This window comes from Streptomyces sp. PKU-EA00015, from assembly GCF_013387495.1.
GTDB lineage: Bacteria > Actinomycetota > Actinomycetes > Streptomycetales > Streptomycetaceae > Streptomyces.
On the sequence record NZ_JABZEE010000035.1, the window covers coordinates 113,304 to 126,842 of the forward strand.

General features: G+C 71.6%; 17 protein-coding genes and 1 pseudogene. 1 reads left to right on the forward strand and 17 read right to left on the reverse strand.

The features are described from left to right. Positions 1–48 precede the first annotated feature (48 nt). Positions 49–459, forward strand: a complete 411-nt coding sequence (locus HW130_RS37010) for a peptidoglycan DD-metalloendopeptidase family protein (RefSeq protein ID WP_375256566.1) — start codon at positions 49–51, stop codon at positions 457–459. Positions 460–491: 32 nt separating this feature from the next. Here the strand turns inward: HW130_RS37010 and HW130_RS22005 are convergent, their stop codons facing one another. The 17 genes and pseudogenes from HW130_RS22005 to HW130_RS22085 all read right to left on the reverse strand — a co-directional run bounded on the left by HW130_RS22005 (position 492) and on the right by HW130_RS22085 (position 13,421). After that, positions 492–1,049 (reverse strand): TetR/AcrR family transcriptional regulator, encoded by a 558-nt coding sequence (locus HW130_RS22005; RefSeq protein ID WP_177151448.1) that lies wholly within the window; start codon positions 1,047–1,049, stop codon positions 492–494. Positions 1,050–1,110: 61 nt separating this feature from the next. After that, positions 1,111–1,947, reverse strand: coding sequence for an RNA polymerase sigma factor WhiG (whiG, locus tag HW130_RS22010; RefSeq protein ID WP_177151391.1), 837 nt, complete (start codon positions 1,945–1,947; stop codon positions 1,111–1,113). 240 nt (positions 1,948–2,187) lie between these two features. After that, complete coding sequence (gene dprA / locus HW130_RS22015; RefSeq protein ID WP_177151302.1) at positions 2,188–3,417, reverse strand: DNA-processing protein DprA; 1,230 nt, start codon at positions 3,415–3,417, stop codon at positions 2,188–2,190. Further along, complete coding sequence (locus HW130_RS36085) at positions 3,414–5,033, reverse strand: YifB family Mg chelatase-like AAA ATPase (protein WP_177151392.1); 1,620 nt, start codon at positions 5,031–5,033, stop codon at positions 3,414–3,416. The genes dprA and HW130_RS36085 overlap by 4 nt, the downstream gene beginning before the upstream one ends. Next, complete coding sequence (locus tag HW130_RS22025; protein ID WP_177151393.1) at positions 5,034–5,396, reverse strand: YraN family protein; 363 nt, start codon at positions 5,394–5,396, stop codon at positions 5,034–5,036. Between the two features lie 119 nt (positions 5,397–5,515). Beyond that, the gene (locus HW130_RS22030; protein ID WP_005311352.1) at positions 5,516–5,824 is read right to left on the reverse strand and encodes a DUF2469 domain-containing protein; all 309 of its coding nucleotides are present in this window, start codon (positions 5,822–5,824) and stop codon (positions 5,516–5,518) included. 55 nt (positions 5,825–5,879) lie between these two features. Beyond that, a complete protein-coding gene (locus tag HW130_RS22035) occupies positions 5,880–6,386 on the reverse strand; it encodes an NUDIX hydrolase (RefSeq protein ID WP_177151394.1) in 507 nt (168 codons plus the stop codon). Beyond that, a complete protein-coding gene (lepB, locus tag HW130_RS22040) occupies positions 6,376–7,116 on the reverse strand; it encodes a signal peptidase I (protein WP_177151395.1) in 741 nt (246 codons plus the stop codon). The genes HW130_RS22035 and lepB (HW130_RS22040) overlap by 11 nt, the downstream gene beginning before the upstream one ends. A gap of 69 nt (positions 7,117–7,185) precedes the next feature. After that, positions 7,186–8,022, reverse strand: a complete 837-nt coding sequence (gene lepB / locus HW130_RS22045) for a signal peptidase I (protein ID WP_375256569.1) — start codon at positions 8,020–8,022, stop codon at positions 7,186–7,188. After that, positions 8,000–9,074: pseudogene (gene lepB / locus HW130_RS22050) on the reverse strand (signal peptidase I); the annotation flags it as partial. The pseudogene lepB (HW130_RS22050) and the gene lepB (HW130_RS22045), both read right to left, overlap by 23 nt. Further along, positions 9,067–9,846 carry a signal peptidase I gene (gene lepB, locus HW130_RS22055; protein WP_177151396.1) on the reverse strand — a complete coding sequence of 260 codons (780 nt, stop codon included), beginning with the start codon at positions 9,844–9,846 and terminating at the stop codon, positions 9,067–9,069. The pseudogene lepB (HW130_RS22050) and the gene lepB (HW130_RS22055), both read right to left, overlap by 8 nt. 57 nt (positions 9,847–9,903) lie before the next feature. Further along, a complete protein-coding gene (gene rplS, locus HW130_RS22060; RefSeq protein ID WP_177151397.1) occupies positions 9,904–10,254 on the reverse strand; it encodes a 50S ribosomal protein L19 in 351 nt (116 codons plus the stop codon). A gap of 125 nt (positions 10,255–10,379) precedes the next feature. Continuing rightward, positions 10,380–11,201 (reverse strand): tRNA (guanosine(37)-N1)-methyltransferase TrmD, encoded by an 822-nt coding sequence (trmD, locus tag HW130_RS22065; protein ID WP_177151398.1) that lies wholly within the window; start codon positions 11,199–11,201, stop codon positions 10,380–10,382. Then, on the reverse strand, positions 11,201–11,749 hold the full coding sequence (gene rimM, locus HW130_RS22070; RefSeq protein ID WP_177151399.1) for a ribosome maturation factor RimM: 549 nt from the start codon (positions 11,747–11,749) through the stop codon (positions 11,201–11,203). Before rimM ends, trmD begins: the two co-directional genes overlap by 1 nt. Positions 11,750–11,858: 109 nt before the next feature. After that, a complete protein-coding gene (locus HW130_RS22075; RefSeq protein ID WP_005311361.1) occupies positions 11,859–12,098 on the reverse strand; it encodes an RNA-binding protein in 240 nt (79 codons plus the stop codon). Positions 12,099–12,100: 2 nt separating this feature from the next. After that, positions 12,101–12,544: a 30S ribosomal protein S16 gene (rpsP, locus tag HW130_RS22080; RefSeq protein WP_177151400.1), complete on the reverse strand. Its 444-nt coding sequence runs from the start codon at positions 12,542–12,544 to the stop codon at positions 12,101–12,103. Positions 12,545–12,827: 283 nt separating this feature from the next. Continuing rightward, the gene (locus HW130_RS22085) at positions 12,828–13,421 is read right to left on the reverse strand and encodes a hypothetical protein (protein WP_177151401.1); all 594 of its coding nucleotides are present in this window, start codon (positions 13,419–13,421) and stop codon (positions 12,828–12,830) included. Between the last annotated feature and the right edge of the window lie 118 nt (positions 13,422–13,539).

Below are 13,539 nucleotides of genomic sequence, written 5' to 3' on the forward strand. Positions count from 1 at the left end.
AACGGCGGGGCCCGGAGCTGGCCCGTCGGGGCGCCCAGGCCCGTCGTCGTGCGGGGCTGGGCGCCGCCCGCTTCGCCCTACGGCGCCGGGCATCGTGGCGTCGACCTCGCCGCCCGGCCCGGCACCCCCGTCCGCGCCGCGGCTGCCGGCCGGGTCGCCTTCGCCGGCCGGGTCGCGAACCGCGGCGTACTGGTCATCAGCCTCACTGATACGGGTGACCCGCCGCTGAGGACCACGTACGAACCGGTCCGCCCCCTGGTGGACAAGGGCGAAGAGGTCACCGCGGGCCAGGTCGTGGCGACGATCGAAGCGGGGCCGGCGCACTGCGCCGCGGGGTGCCTGCACTGGGGCCTGCTGCGGGGCACGGAGTACCTGAATCCGCTGAGCCTGCTGCCGCCGTCGTTACTGCGCCGCCCGCCGTCCAGGCTGCTCCCGGTCTTCGGCGTACCGCTCCCGTAGCCCGCCGACTCCCGTAGCCCGCGGCCGACGCCTCAGCCCCGGACGCCGCGCAGCGCCATCGCGACCGCCGCGTCCGCGACGGTGGCCGGGTCCTCGGCCGCTCCGAGCTCGATCCGGCGGACCGCCGCGTCCACGACACCCTGCAGCAGCATCGCGCCGAGCCGCGGCTGCTCCTGGCCCAGTTCCCGGAGCGCCTCGACGATCATCGCGATCAGGCCTCCGTGGGCGGCGCGGATCTTCTCGCGCGCTCCGGCGTCCAGCTCGCTCGCGGAGATCGCGACGACCGCCCGGTGGCGCCGGTCGCCGACCAGGTCGAGCTGCCGGCGCACATACGCCTCGACCTTGCCCTCGGGCGTGTCCGCGCGGTCCATCGCGGCCTCGACCTCCGCCGCCCACACGGGAAAGTCCACGGCGCACAGCTCTTCGACGACCGCGGCGCGCGAGCGGAAGTACTCGTAGACGGAGGACCTCGCGAGACCCGTGCGCTCGGCGAGTGCGGGGAAGGTCAGCGCCTCCGTGCCGCCTTCGGACAGGAGGGAGCGCGCGGCGTCCAGCAGGGCGCCTCGCTGCATCGTCCGGTGCTCGGCCACGGAGGCCGCTCGAATCCTGGGCACGCCTCCACTGTACGGATGCGGCCCGGACGACTCGGCGTCAACGTCCTACGTCGGCCAGCTTCGCCCGCAGTTGCAGGACCGACTTCGTGTGGATCTGGCTGACGCGGCTCTCGGTGACCCCGAGGACATGGCCGATCTCGGCCAGGGTGAGTCCTTCGTAGTAATAGAGCGTGACGACGGTCTTCTCCCGCTCGGGCAGGGTGTTGATGGCCCGGGCGAGCAGCCGGCGCAGCTCCCGGTCCTCGGCGACCTCGACCGGGTTGTCCGCCGCCGTGTCCTCCAGTGTGTCCATGAGGCTGAGCCGGTCGCCCCCCTCGCCTCCCGCGTGCAGCAGCTCTTCCAGCGCCACGACGTTGGCCAGGGACAACTGGCTGAAAACTGCGTGCAGTTCCTCGACCGGGACGCCCATCTCGGCGGCGACCTCGGCTTCCGAAGGCGTGCGCCGCAGCTGGGCCTCCAGCGTGGCGTAGGCGCGTTCGACGGCACGGGCCTTCTGCCGCACCGAGCGCGGGATCCAGTCCAGCGCCCGCAGTTCGTCGATCATCGCGCCCCGGATGCGGGTGATCGCGTACGTCTCGAACTTGATCGACCGGTCGAGGTCGAACTTCTCGATGGCGTCGATGAGCCCGAAGACGCCGGAGGAGACGAAATCGGCCTGCTCGACGTTGGACGGCAGCCCCACGCTGACGCGGCCCGCCACATACTTGACCAGCGGCGAGTAGTGCAGGATCAACTGCTCCCGCAACCGCTCGTCACCCGTGGCCTTGTACGACCGCCACAGCTCCTCGACCGACGAGGGAGCCGAGGGCCGCACGGTGCCACGGGCCGCAGGTGGCACTGCCGCGCGGTCAGACCCGGACGTGTGCTGGGGCATGCGTTGTCTTGAGCCGTTCTGCTGTGAGGGGGCGGGACGGGGCGGCCGAGGCCGGAACCCGGTGAGCGTAGCGTGACTACGCCGTCGCGGTGGGCGAGGGAAGTGGAAGGGACCTGCCCGGGTATTCGCCCTCGCCCACACCTTCGATTCGGGGCCGATGCCCTGCGCACCGGCCCCTCAGGCGTCACGCACGGGACTCCGAAGGTCATCGCCTTCACCTTTTCACCCGAATGCTCCAGGTCAAGCATCGCCTCGCCGCGCGTTCGAACCGCGAATGGCGCGAGACGTCAACCTCCACCCTTCCGTGCACCGCTCGACGAAGCCGAGCGAGTGCAGTTCGTACAGCCTGCCGAGCGCCTCGTCGTCCGTCGTACCGGCGCACCGAGCGGCCTCACCACAGGAGACCGCACGCCGCGCGGGCAGCGCCTCGAGGACCCGCCTGCTGCGGGGATCCAGCAGATCCCTGGGCAGGACGGGACCGGTGCGCTCGGGCGCGAGTTCGCCCATGTCACCCACGAGCTCGACCACTTCGGCGGCGTCGGTGACGAGCACGGCGCCGCCGCGCAGCAGTTCGTGGACTCCGGCCGACAGACCGCTGGTCACGGGCCCGGGAACGCCTATCGTGAGGCGTCCGAGCTGCTGCGCCCTGCGGGCGGTGACCAGGGAGCCGCTGCGGTACTCGGCCTCGACGACGACGGTGCCGCGGGTGAGCGCGGCGATCACTCGGTTCCGGAGGACGAACCGGCTCGGCGTGGGATGGTCTCCGGGCGGCAACTCGCCGACGACGAGCCCCTGTTGCACGATGCGCTTGATCAGTTCCGTGTGACCGGGCGGATAGACGACGTCGACCCCGCAGGCCAGAACGGCGACGGTGGCACCACCGGCGGCCAGCGCGCCCCGGTGCGCCGCGCCGTCGACGCCGAAGGCCGCCCCGGACACCACCACCCAGCCCCGCTCGGCGAGCCCGGTGGCGAGCACGGCCGACATGTGCGCCCCGTACTGCGTGCAGGCCCGGGCTCCGACCACGGCCACCGACCGCAGTGCCCAGGTGCGCAGGTCGGACCGCCCCCGCACCCACAGGCCGACGGGGCGGGCGTCACCGAGGTCGTCGAGCTGGGTCGGCCACTCCGTGTCCCCCGGCATGACGAACCTGCCCCCGAGCGCGCGGATCGCCGCCAGCCGCTGCCCCGGCACGACCCCGGCGGCACGGGCACGCAGCCCGGTCACCCGGCGCTCGGTCGCCCCCGGCAGCGCCCCCTTCCCGCACGCGTCCGACATCAGCAGCGCCAGCAGTCCCTGCGCGCCCAACTCCCTCAGCCAGCGGCCGCCCTTCTCGTCGCCCGGCTCCAGGATCTGCGTCAGCGCCGACCGCGCCACCCGCTCCGCTTCGTCCTCCGGCCCCGGCCCGCTCGGCGGAGTGTCCTGGTCCGGGACGCCCCCGGTGCCGTCTCGTCGCAGCGCCCCCGTCACCGCGCCGCCCCCGCGACGGCCGGAACGCCCCTGGTGATGCCCGTGCGCAGTTCGAGAGCGAGGGCGACGTCCTGTGCCTCCGGCCGGTCGTGTCCCGCGAGGTCGGCGATCGTCCACGCGACGCGCAGCACCCGGTCGAGACCGCGCGCCGTGAGCAGCCCGCGCTCCACGTCCCGCTCGGCCGCGCCCAGGGCCCCGGGCGCGACGGTCCAGCGGGTGCGCAGCTCATGGCCGGGCACCTCGCTGTTGACCGTCCACGGCGTGCCCTCGAGGCGGGCGGCGGCCCGCTGTCTGGCCTCCTGTACGCGATCGGCGACCATCGCCGTGGACTCGCCGCGCCCGCCGTGGCCGAGCAGGTCGGAGCGGCTCACCGGCTCGACCTGGATCCGCAGGTCGACCCGGTCGAGCAGCGGCCCCGACAGCCGCGCCTGGTACCGCCTGATCACGGACGAGGGGCATTCGCAGCCCGCGCCGTGCAGGGTGTGCCTCCCGCACGGGCAGGGATTGGCGGCGAGCACCATGAGGAACCGGGCGGGCAGCCGCACCACTCCCCCGCTCCTGGCGACCACGACATGGCCCGACTCCAGTGGCTGACGCAGAGCGTCCAGCGCCTTTCCCGAGAACTCGGGCGCTTCGTCGAGAAAGAGCACCCCTCGGTGCGCCAGCGAGACCGCGCCCGGCTTCGGCAGCCCGTTGCCCCCGCCGACCAGGGCCTGCATGGTGGCCGAGTGGTGCGGCGCGCAGTACGGCGGGGTCCTCACCAGCGGCTCGCCCGGCGGCAGGATGCCGGCCACCGAGTGGACCGCCGTCACCTCCAGGGACTCCCGCCGGGTCAGTGGCGGCAGGACGGCGGGCAGCCGCTCGGCCAGCATCGTCTTGCCCGCGCCGGGCGGCCCCGAGAGCAGGAGATGGTGCCCGCCGGCCGCCGCGACCTCCAGCCCGGTGCGCGCCGCATGCTGGCCCGCCACGTCGGCCAGGTCGGGCCCGTCGCTGTACGGCCGGTCGACCGCAAGTCCGGTGCCGACACCCGCGCCGGGGACCAGGAGGCCCGCGAGCATGGCGTCGGGGCGGCCCGGCTCGGCGGGCTCCTCGTCCGGGACCGGCTCGTCGGCCAGGACGGCGATGAGCTGGCGCAGGCTGCGCACCCCGAGCACCGAGATCCCCGGCACGAGCGCGGCCTCCCCGGCCGTCTGCTCCGGGACGACCACATGCTCGTATCCGGCCTCGGCCGCGGCGAGCACTGCCGGGAGGACCCCGCGCACGGGCCGTACCCGGCCGTCGAGCCCGAGCTCCCCGATCAGCACGAGATCGGCGATCTGCCGCGGGTCGACGCGCTCGGCGGCGCCCAGGACGGCACACGCCACGGCCAGGTCGAATCCGCTGCCGCCCTTGGGCACAGAGGCCGGGCTCAGCCCCACCGTGAGCTTCTTCTGCGGCCATTCGCCGCCCGAGTTGACCACGGCCGCGCGCACCCGGTCCCGGCTCTCCACCAGGCTCTTGTCCGGCAGACCGACCAGGGTGAACGCGGCGACCCCCGGCTCCAGGTCCGCCTGGACCTCGACGACCACGCCCTCGACGCCCACGAGCGCCACGGAACACGCACGGGCGAACCCCATCTAGGCCACCCCCCGGGCGTGCTCGACGACGGCAGCCCCGCGCCGGGGCAGCGTCACGCCCACGAGATCGATGCGCACTCCGCCCGGCGGCGGGCCTCCGTACCGCTCCAGCCAGCAGTCGGCGAGACGCCGGAGCCGCCTCGCCTTGGCCGGGGTGACGGCGGCCATCGGATGCTCGTAGCAGCCGGCTCTGCGGGTCTTGACCTCGCAGACCACCACCGTGTCGCCGTCGCGGGCGACGATGTCGATCTCACCGGCGCGTCCACAGCGCCAGTTCCTCGCCAGCAGGCGCATTCCGGACCCGACCAGCAGCCGTGCCGCCAGGTCCTCGCCGTACCGTCCCAGTGCCCCCGTCGCGTTCATTCCGGCACCACCTCCGGCACCGACTCTGATACGCCCGCCCCGGAGTTGGGGATCTTGGGGGAAAACCGTGGACAACTGCCGGATTGTGGAAAACTCCGTCACCCGGAGGGGGACAGCCGTCAGCTGCCGGGCAGCTCCAGGTCGCTCTTGTTGAGCTCCTCGATGTTCACGTCCTTGAAGGTGAGCACCCGGACCTGCTTGACGAAGCGGGCCGGGCGGTACATGTCCCAGACCCAGGCGTCGGCCATCGAGACCTCGAAGAAGACCTCACCCTGCACCGAGTGCACCTGCATCTCGTAGTCGTTGGTGAGGTAGAAGCGGCGCTCGGTCTCGATCACGTATTTGAACAGCCCGACGACATCTCGGTACTCCCGGTAGAGCTTCAGCTCCATCTCGGTCTCGTACTTCTCGAGGTCCTCGGCGCTCATGGCATGTTCCCCTTCAGCCTTGCGTCCCCCTATTGTGCGCCAGCGTCCTGGGCCCCTAGACGATTTCCGGGGCCAGTACCACCGGCACACGCGGAGGTCCTTCGTCGAGCAGCGTACGCAGCAGCTCGGCGAGCCTGGTCGGGTACACCGTCTCACGGGCCGCCGACAGTTCGGCGCAGGTCCACCACCTCAGGCCCCTGACGCTTCGGCGCTCCAGGTCCGTGAGCGCCTGCGGGACCGCATCGGTGCAGGTGGTGCGCGCCAGGAAGTACCACTCGTCCTGGTCCCAGCGCCGCCCGGCGAACGGGAACGAGCAGTGCCGCTGCCACAGGACGGGCCCCAGTTCCACCTCGGTGATCCCGGTCTCCTCGGCCAGCTCGCGCAGCGCCGCCTCCTCGCGGCTCTCGTCCCCCTCGAGACCGCCGCCGGGGGTGAACCACCAGTCGTCCGCCGGATCGTCCGGCTCGAAGCCGTGCATCAGCAGGATCCGGTCCTGCGGGTCGAGCAGCACGACCCGGGCGACCTTCCGCGATCCGGCCGCGGCCGGCACCTCATGCGGCACCCGCGGTCACCGCCTGCTTGCGCCGTCCCCCGCCGATCCGGGCGGCCACCGGCCCGTACGCCGCGCCGCCCACGATGAGGACGGCTCCGGCCACCACGGCCGCGACCATGAGCCCCACCGGCCCCGGCCGGGACACCCCGCCGGGCAGTGCGGCGAATCCCTCGGGGCGGTCCACCGCCCCGCCGCTCAGCGGCCAGGCCACGGCGTCCACACGTGCCTCCACGGCCGAGCGGGGCACCGATCCCTGGCCCGCCTCCTGGAGGTGGGACCGGGAGTCCAGGGAGCCCTTGCGTTCGTCGCCGAGCAGGAACAGCTGGCCCTCGGGCACCTGCGCGGTGAACTTCTCCGCGGCCGGCCCCGAGCTGTGCAGATACGGTTCGTCGACGGCCTTGCCGTTGACCGTCAGGCGCCCCTCGTCGCAGCAGGTGATCTCGTCGCCGCCGATCCCGACCACGCGCTTGATCATGGGCATGTCGCCCCAGGTCGTGTCGCGGAAGACGACGACGTCACCGCGCCGCACCTCGTCGCCGGATATGCGCTCGGCGAGGACCCGGTCGCCCGCCTGCACGGTCGGCGACATCGAGTCCGTGGGGACCGTGTACGGCTGGTAGACCAGGGCGCCCCAGACGAATCCCCCGAGGAAGAGCACACAGCCCACGGCCACGGCTATGCCCGACAGGGCCGCCCCGAGCCGGCCCTGACCGTCGCCCTCACGTCGTGCACCGCTCATTCCAGCACTCCCGCCTCGGAGATCCCGTCCCCGGATGCCGGTACCGGGTCTGCTGTCCGGGACCGCACACTACCCGGCGGTACGCACCTGTGGTGTGCGGTCCTGCCTCCTCCTGCGCCACAGCACGATCGGCACGGCACCGGCCAGGCCGAGGGCCGCCGGCGCCGAGGAGAGCGCGGCGGCCACTCCCGGCTGCTCGAAGGTGTCCGGCACGGGGAGCGTGGACCAGCGGTTCAGAGGCCAGGCCACGACGACCGCACGGCCGACGACCTTCTCGACGGGGACGAAGCCGCCGTTGACGTCCTCCATGTGGTACCGGGAGTCCTGGGAGTTCTGGCGGTTGTCGCCCATCACCCAGATCCGGTCCTTCGGCACGGTCAGCGGCCCGAAGGAGGACTGCTCGTCGCACGGAGTGCTGCCCGGGTGGATGTACGGCTCGTCCAGCGGCTTGCCGTTGACCTTGAGCGGACCGTCCTTCTTGCACTCCACGGTGTCGCCGGCGACCGCGATCGTCCGCTTGATGAGGTCCTTCTCCTCGGAGGACGGCATCAGCCCGATGAAGCTGAGGACCTCCTGGAGCACGTTCGGCTCCGGCGTGGGCTCGCCTTCCAGCCAGCCGCCCGGGTCGTGGAAGACGACGACCTCGCCGCGCTCGGGCTCGGAGCCGAACCACGGCGAGAGCTTGTCGACGAGCACCCGGTCGCCGCGCTGCAGCGTGTTCATCATCGAGTCCGACGGGATGGAGAACGCCTGCACCAGGAAGGTCTTGATCAGAAGCGCGAGCAGCAGCGCGATACCGATCAGGAGCGGCAGTTCCTTCCAGAAGGATCGCTGCTGCTTCTGTCCCGTACCGCTGCCCTCCGGCGCGTCGTCGTCCCCGGTCGCCGGCACCGCCCCGTCCGTCACGTCCGAGGGCTGCTCGGGGGGTCGCCCCTGCCGGTCCTCGGGATCATCGTGTCCGGACCGTGCGCCGACCGCCACGTCCCCCACATCCACTCCTCACTCTGCGCCAACCGCCTGCCCCGTACAAGGAACAGGCCCACCACTCCCATAACGAGCGGGAGTTCCGCAGGGCTCGGGAGCAGGACCATTCCGTTCAGATCCTGAGAGGACACACTATTCGACCTCGGTGCCGCCGCGGTCTCTCCGGCGCGCGCGTTCGGGACGGATGCGTAGGTCTCCGGTTCCTCCAGTCTGCGCCAGTGGTCCAGCGGCCAGGCGATGACGACGGCGCGTCCGACGACCCGGTCCTCGGCCACGGTGCCCTCGCCCTCCTCGTCGAGGTGGAAGCGGGAGTCGGCGGAGTTGGAGCGGTGGTCGCCCATCACGAACAAGCGCCCGGCGGGCACTTTCACGTCGAATTTCATGGTCGACGGAACGTTTCCGGGGTGCAGATAGGGCTCGTTCAGCGGCACGCCGTTGACGGTGACGAGGCCGTTCGCGTCGCAGCACTTCACGGTGTCCCCGCCGACCGCCACGACCCGCTTGATCAGGTCGCGCTCGTCGTCGGACGGCAGCAGCCCGATGAACGTCAGCACCTGTTTGACCTGCTTGACCACGACCGGATCGTCGGCCTTCGGCTTCTCGTCCTGCGGCAGCCAGCCGCCGGGGTCCTTGAAGACAACGACGTCGCCGCGCTGCGGCTTCGAGCCGAACCACGGCGTGAGCTTGTCGACCAGGACCCGGTCCTGGATGCGGATCGTCTGCTCCATCGAGCCGGACGGGATGACGAAGGCCTGCACGAGGAACGTCTTCAGCACCAGGGCTATGAGCAGCGCCACGGTGATCAGGAGGGGTATCTCCTTGACGGCCGAGCGGCGGCGTTTGCGCCGGACCTTCTGCGCGAGCCTGCGCCGCTCCGCCCGGCCGGGAAGGGGCCGCGCGCCGTCCGTGGGCCGGGTCCCGGTGGGCAGCCGGGTGTCGGCCCGGTGGCTGGCACGGCGTCCGCGGTTACCCATGGGCACCGCCGGACAGTGGATCGGGATCCGGGACGCCGGCGAAGGCGTCGGTGGGCTCCAGGCCGGACCAGCGCCCCGCGGGCCAGCCGATCCAGTCGGCCCGGCCGATCACCCTGTCCACGGGCACCATGCCGCCGCCCGGCTCACCGAGGTGGTCCCGGGAGTCGCGTGACGCGCTGCGGTGGTCGCCCATGACCCACAGTTTGCCCTCGGGGACGACGATGTCGAAGGCCACCTCCGAGGGCAGGCCGTCGGGGTGGAGGTATCTCTCCTCGACCGGTACACCGTTCACCTCGATCCTGCCCTCCGTGTCGCAGCAGACCACCCGGTCCCCGCCCGTGCCCACCACGCGTTTGACGAAATCCGTCTCGGCAGGTTCCGCGAGCCCGAGCATGGCGAGCCCCTCTCGTACTACGGAACTGACGGGGTTTTCCATCAGTTCCTCGGGTACGAAGGAACCTCTGCCGTCGAAGACGACGACGTCTCCGCGTGCCGGCCCGGAGCCGGACCGGTAGGCCAGCTTGTTCACCAGCACCCGGTCGCCGACCTGCAGGGCGGGTTCCATGGAGCTGCTCGGGATCTGGAAGGGCTGCACCACGAAGTGGCTGAACAGCAGGACGAAGACGGTGCAGGCGACACCGGTCAGCGCCGCGGTGCGCAGGGACATCCGGGAGAGCCCGGAACGACGCGCGGAGCGCGACCCCTCTCCCTGCGCCCCGTCGTCGGGTGCGGAAGAGCGGTCGCGCTCCGTGTGCTGTGCTTCGGTGTCCATCGGTGGCAGAGCCTATCCGGCCGCCCTGTGACACCGGGCGCGCGTATGAGCCGGAGCTCAGTTGTCGCGCTTCTCCTTGATCTTGGCGGCCTTGCCGCGCAGCTCGCGCAGGTAGTACAGCTTGGCGCGACGGACGTCACCGCGGGTGACGAGCTCGATCTTCTCGAAGATCGGGCTGTGCACCGGGAAGGTGCGCTCGACGCCGACGGAGAAGGAGACCTTGCGGACCGTGAAGGTCTCGCTCACGCCCGCGCCCTGGCGGCGGATGACGACGCCCTTGAACTGCTGGATACGGGAGCGGTTGCCCTCGATGACGCGAACGTGGACGTTCACGGTGTCACCGGGACGGAAGGCCGGGACGTCGGTGCGCAGCGAAGCCGCGTTGACGCTGTCGAGCAGGTGAGCCATGGTGGTCTGCTTCCTCGCCGATGCCACAGGTCATCGACGGAATGTCGTGATGAGAAGGGGTGCCTCCGCCGGGCGGGCGTCGTTCCCCCTGTGGCAGGGGCGCCGGCCGGACGTACAGCAGCGGCTCATTCTTCCATGGCCTCGGGCCTGCGCCAAAATCGGCCGCCGGGCTCCGGGGCCCAGCCGAGCAGGGAGAGCATCTCCCTGTCCTTCTTGTCGAAGGCGGCGGGGTCGCAACGTTCGATGAGGTCGGGCCTGTTGAGGGCCGTACGGCGGAACGCCTCGTCCCGTCGCCAGCGCGCGATCTTCCCGTGATGGCCGCTGATCAGTACGTCCGGGATCGCGCGTCCGCGCCAGACGGGGGGCTTGGTGTAGACGGGCCCCTCCAGCAGATTGGCCATGGCGCCGGGCGCGAAGGAGTCGTCCCGGTGCGACTCGGCGTTGCCGAGGACGCCGGGGAGCAGCCGGGCCACGGCCTCCGTGATGACCAGGACGGCCGCCTCGCCGCCCGCCAGCACGTAGTCGCCGATGGAGACCTCGTACACCGGCATGCGCGTCGCGTACTCGTCGACGACCCGGCGGTCGATGCCCTCGTAGCGGGCGGGCGTGAAGACGAGCCAGGGCCGCTCGGAGAGCTCGACGGCGAGTTCCTGGGTGAAGGGGCGGCCGCTGGGCGTCGGGACGACCAGGACGGGGCCGTGGGCGCCCGACTCGTAGCCGTTCGCGAGGACCTCGTCCAGGGCGTCGCCCCACGGATCGGTCTTCATGACCATGCCGGGGCCGCCGCCGTACGGGGTGTCGTCGACCGTGTTGTGGCGGTCGTACGTCCAGTCGCGCAGGTCGTGCACGTGGACGCCGAGCTGCCCTCGGGCGCGCGCCTTGCCGACGAGGGAGACGTTCAGCGGCTCCAGGTACTCGGGGAAGATCGTGACGACGTCGAGCCGCATCAGGACTCTTCCTCGCGGCTGGACACGATCTCGGCCTGGCTGTCGTCGATGAGGCCGGGCGGCGGGTCGATGACGGCCTTCTGATCGGCCAGGTCGATCTCGGTGACGATCTCCTCGACGAACGGGATCATCACCTCGCTGCCGTCGGGCCGCTCGACGATGAACAGGTCCTGCGAGGGCAGATGGCTGATCTCGGTGATCCGCCCGATCTCCGTGCCGTCCGCGAGCACCACGTCGAGGTCCATCAGCTGGTGGTCGTAGTACTCGTCGGGGTCCTCGGGAAGCTCCTCGGGGTCCACCTCGGCGATGAGCAGGGTGTTGCGCAGGGCCTCGGCGGCGTTGCGGTCGCGTACGCCCTCGAAGCGCAACAGGAGCCGGCTGCTGTGCACCCGGCCCGACTCGATCGTCAGCGGCCCCGCGGCGGGCGGGTCGGTGGCCAGTACGGCGCCGGGGCCGAGCCGCAGTTCCGGCTCGTCCGTGCGCACCTCGACGGTGACCTCGCCCTTGATGCCATGGGCGCGGCCGATCCGCCCCACTACCAGCTGCACGCTTGTGTCTCCTTCGATACGACGACGGGCCGGGGCGGGCCCGTAAGCCCTCCCCGGCCCGAGCCGGTGCTGCGGGGATCCGGGGGGCCGGATCCATATTCACCTTCGATCAGCGGACCTGGTCCACATCGACGAGGTCGACGCGGATGCCACGGCCGCCGATGGCGCCCACGACGGTACGCAGTGCGCGCGCGGTGCGGCCGTTGCGGCCGATCACCTTACCGAGGTCGTCAGGGTGCACCCGGACCTCCAGCACGCGGCCGCGGCGCAGGTTGCGCGAGGCGACCTGCACATCGTCCGGGTTGTCGACGATGCCCTTCACGAGGTGCTCGAGAGCCTCCTCGAGCATGCTCAGGCCTCGGTCGACTCGGCGGGAGCGGCCTCGGCCTCGTCCGCCTTCTTGTCGGCCTTCTTCGCCTTCGGGGTGATGGCCTCACCCTTGGCGTCGTCGCCCTCCAGAGCCTTGGCGAAGGCGTCGAAGGAGGCGCGCTTGTCCTCCTTGGCCGCCGGGGCCAGCAGCGGCTTCTCCGGGGCCGGCAGGCCCTTGACCTTCTGCCAGTCGCCGGTGAGCTTCAGGATGGCGAGGACCGGCTCGGTCGGCTGGGCGCCGACGGACAGCCAGTACTGCGCACGCTCCGAGTCGACCTCGATGCGCGACGGGTTGTACGTCGGGTGGTAGAGGCCGATCTCCTCGATGGCCCGGCCGTCACGGCGGGTACGGGAGTCGGCGACGACGATGCGGTAGTGGGGCTGGCGAATCTTGCCGAGACGCTTCAGCTTGATCTTGACTGCCACGGGAGTGGTGTCTCCTGGTCTTGACGTGGTTGGGCACAACGAGATGCCACGTGGGGTTGCGGTACTCGGGTGCCCGATGGACGCGTCAGCCGGAGGCGAGAGGGTTCCTGTGCGGCTGTCGAGTACAGCTAGCCATTGTGCCATACGCACGCCGCGGCATCTGACCCGCCCGGCACGCCGTGACCGCCCCGGTACGCCGCCCCGAAGGCAGGAGAAAGCGAGCCGGCGGGTGGACGCGCCCGCTCACGCAGGCGCCGCCGTGCCGCCGGCGCCGGTACGCCGGTCAGCTCGCGGCGCCGACCGCTTCCGGGATACGGAACGGCTTCCCGCACCCTCCGCAGACGATGGGCGCCTGGGCGAGGACCGACGGCACCACTCTCACGTTGCGGCCGCAGTCGCAGACGGCCTTCACCCGCACGCCTCCGCCCGAGGAGCCGTGCCGGGCGGCCGGCCCCCGGAAGGAGCGCTTGGTGTCGGAGGCCGTCGCTGCTGTGTGCGCCTTCAGCGCGCGCTGCAGCCGCTCGATCGTCGGGCGGTATCGCCGCTTGGCCTCGGGGTTGAGCACGACCAGGGAGAAACCGCTGCTTGGGTGCGGCTCCTCCACGTGGTCCAGGCCCATCTCCTCGGCGATCGCGAGGAACCGTCGGTTGTGGTAGCGGCCGGCGCGGGAGGTGTCGCGGACGCCTCGCGCGGCGGCGATGCCGTGGACTGCCTCGTGGAGCAGTCGCTCGAAGGAGAGCTCGGCGCCGCAAGCGGACGACGACTCTCCGATCAGGGACTCGGGCGCGGCAAGATCCGGCAGCTCGGGGTGGTGCCGCTGAATGTCGGCCCACGCCTGTGCCAGCTCTGCGGCGAGAACAGGTGGTGTCGTGCTCACGTCGTGATAACGAGCCGGGAGCCCGCCGGGTTCCATTCCGGGGCATCCCAAATAATTTGCACGTACCCGTCAGTTGCCGTTGATGCATCAAGACGAGGGCGGGTGCGCTGATCTGCGG

Bases quoted from the DNA above. Each gene is read 5' to 3' on its own strand.
- whiG (WP_177151391.1), bottom strand. From the start codon at position 1,947: ATGCCCCAGCACACGTCCGGGTCTGACCGCGCGGCAGTGCCACCTGCG.
- HW130_RS36085 (WP_177151392.1), bottom strand. From the start codon at position 5,033: ATGGGGTTCGCCCGTGCGTGTTCCGTGGCGCTCGTGGGCGTCGAGGGC.
- HW130_RS22025 (WP_177151393.1), bottom strand. From the start codon at position 5,396: ATGAACGCGACGGGGGCACTGGGACGGTACGGCGAGGACCTGGCGGCA.
- HW130_RS22030 (WP_005311352.1), bottom strand. From the start codon at position 5,824: ATGAGCGCCGAGGACCTCGAGAAGTACGAGACCGAGATGGAGCTGAAG.
- lepB (WP_177151395.1), bottom strand. From the start codon at position 7,116: ATGAGCGGTGCACGACGTGAGGGCGACGGTCAGGGCCGGCTCGGGGCG.
- lepB (WP_177151396.1), bottom strand. From the start codon at position 9,846: ATGGACACCGAAGCACAGCACACGGAGCGCGACCGCTCTTCCGCACCC.
- rplS (WP_177151397.1), bottom strand. From the start codon at position 10,254: ATGGCTCACCTGCTCGACAGCGTCAACGCGGCTTCGCTGCGCACCGAC.
- trmD (WP_177151398.1), bottom strand. From the start codon at position 11,201: ATGCGGCTCGACGTCGTCACGATCTTCCCCGAGTACCTGGAGCCGCTG.
- HW130_RS22075 (WP_005311361.1), bottom strand. From the start codon at position 12,098: ATGCTCGAGGAGGCTCTCGAGCACCTCGTGAAGGGCATCGTCGACAAC.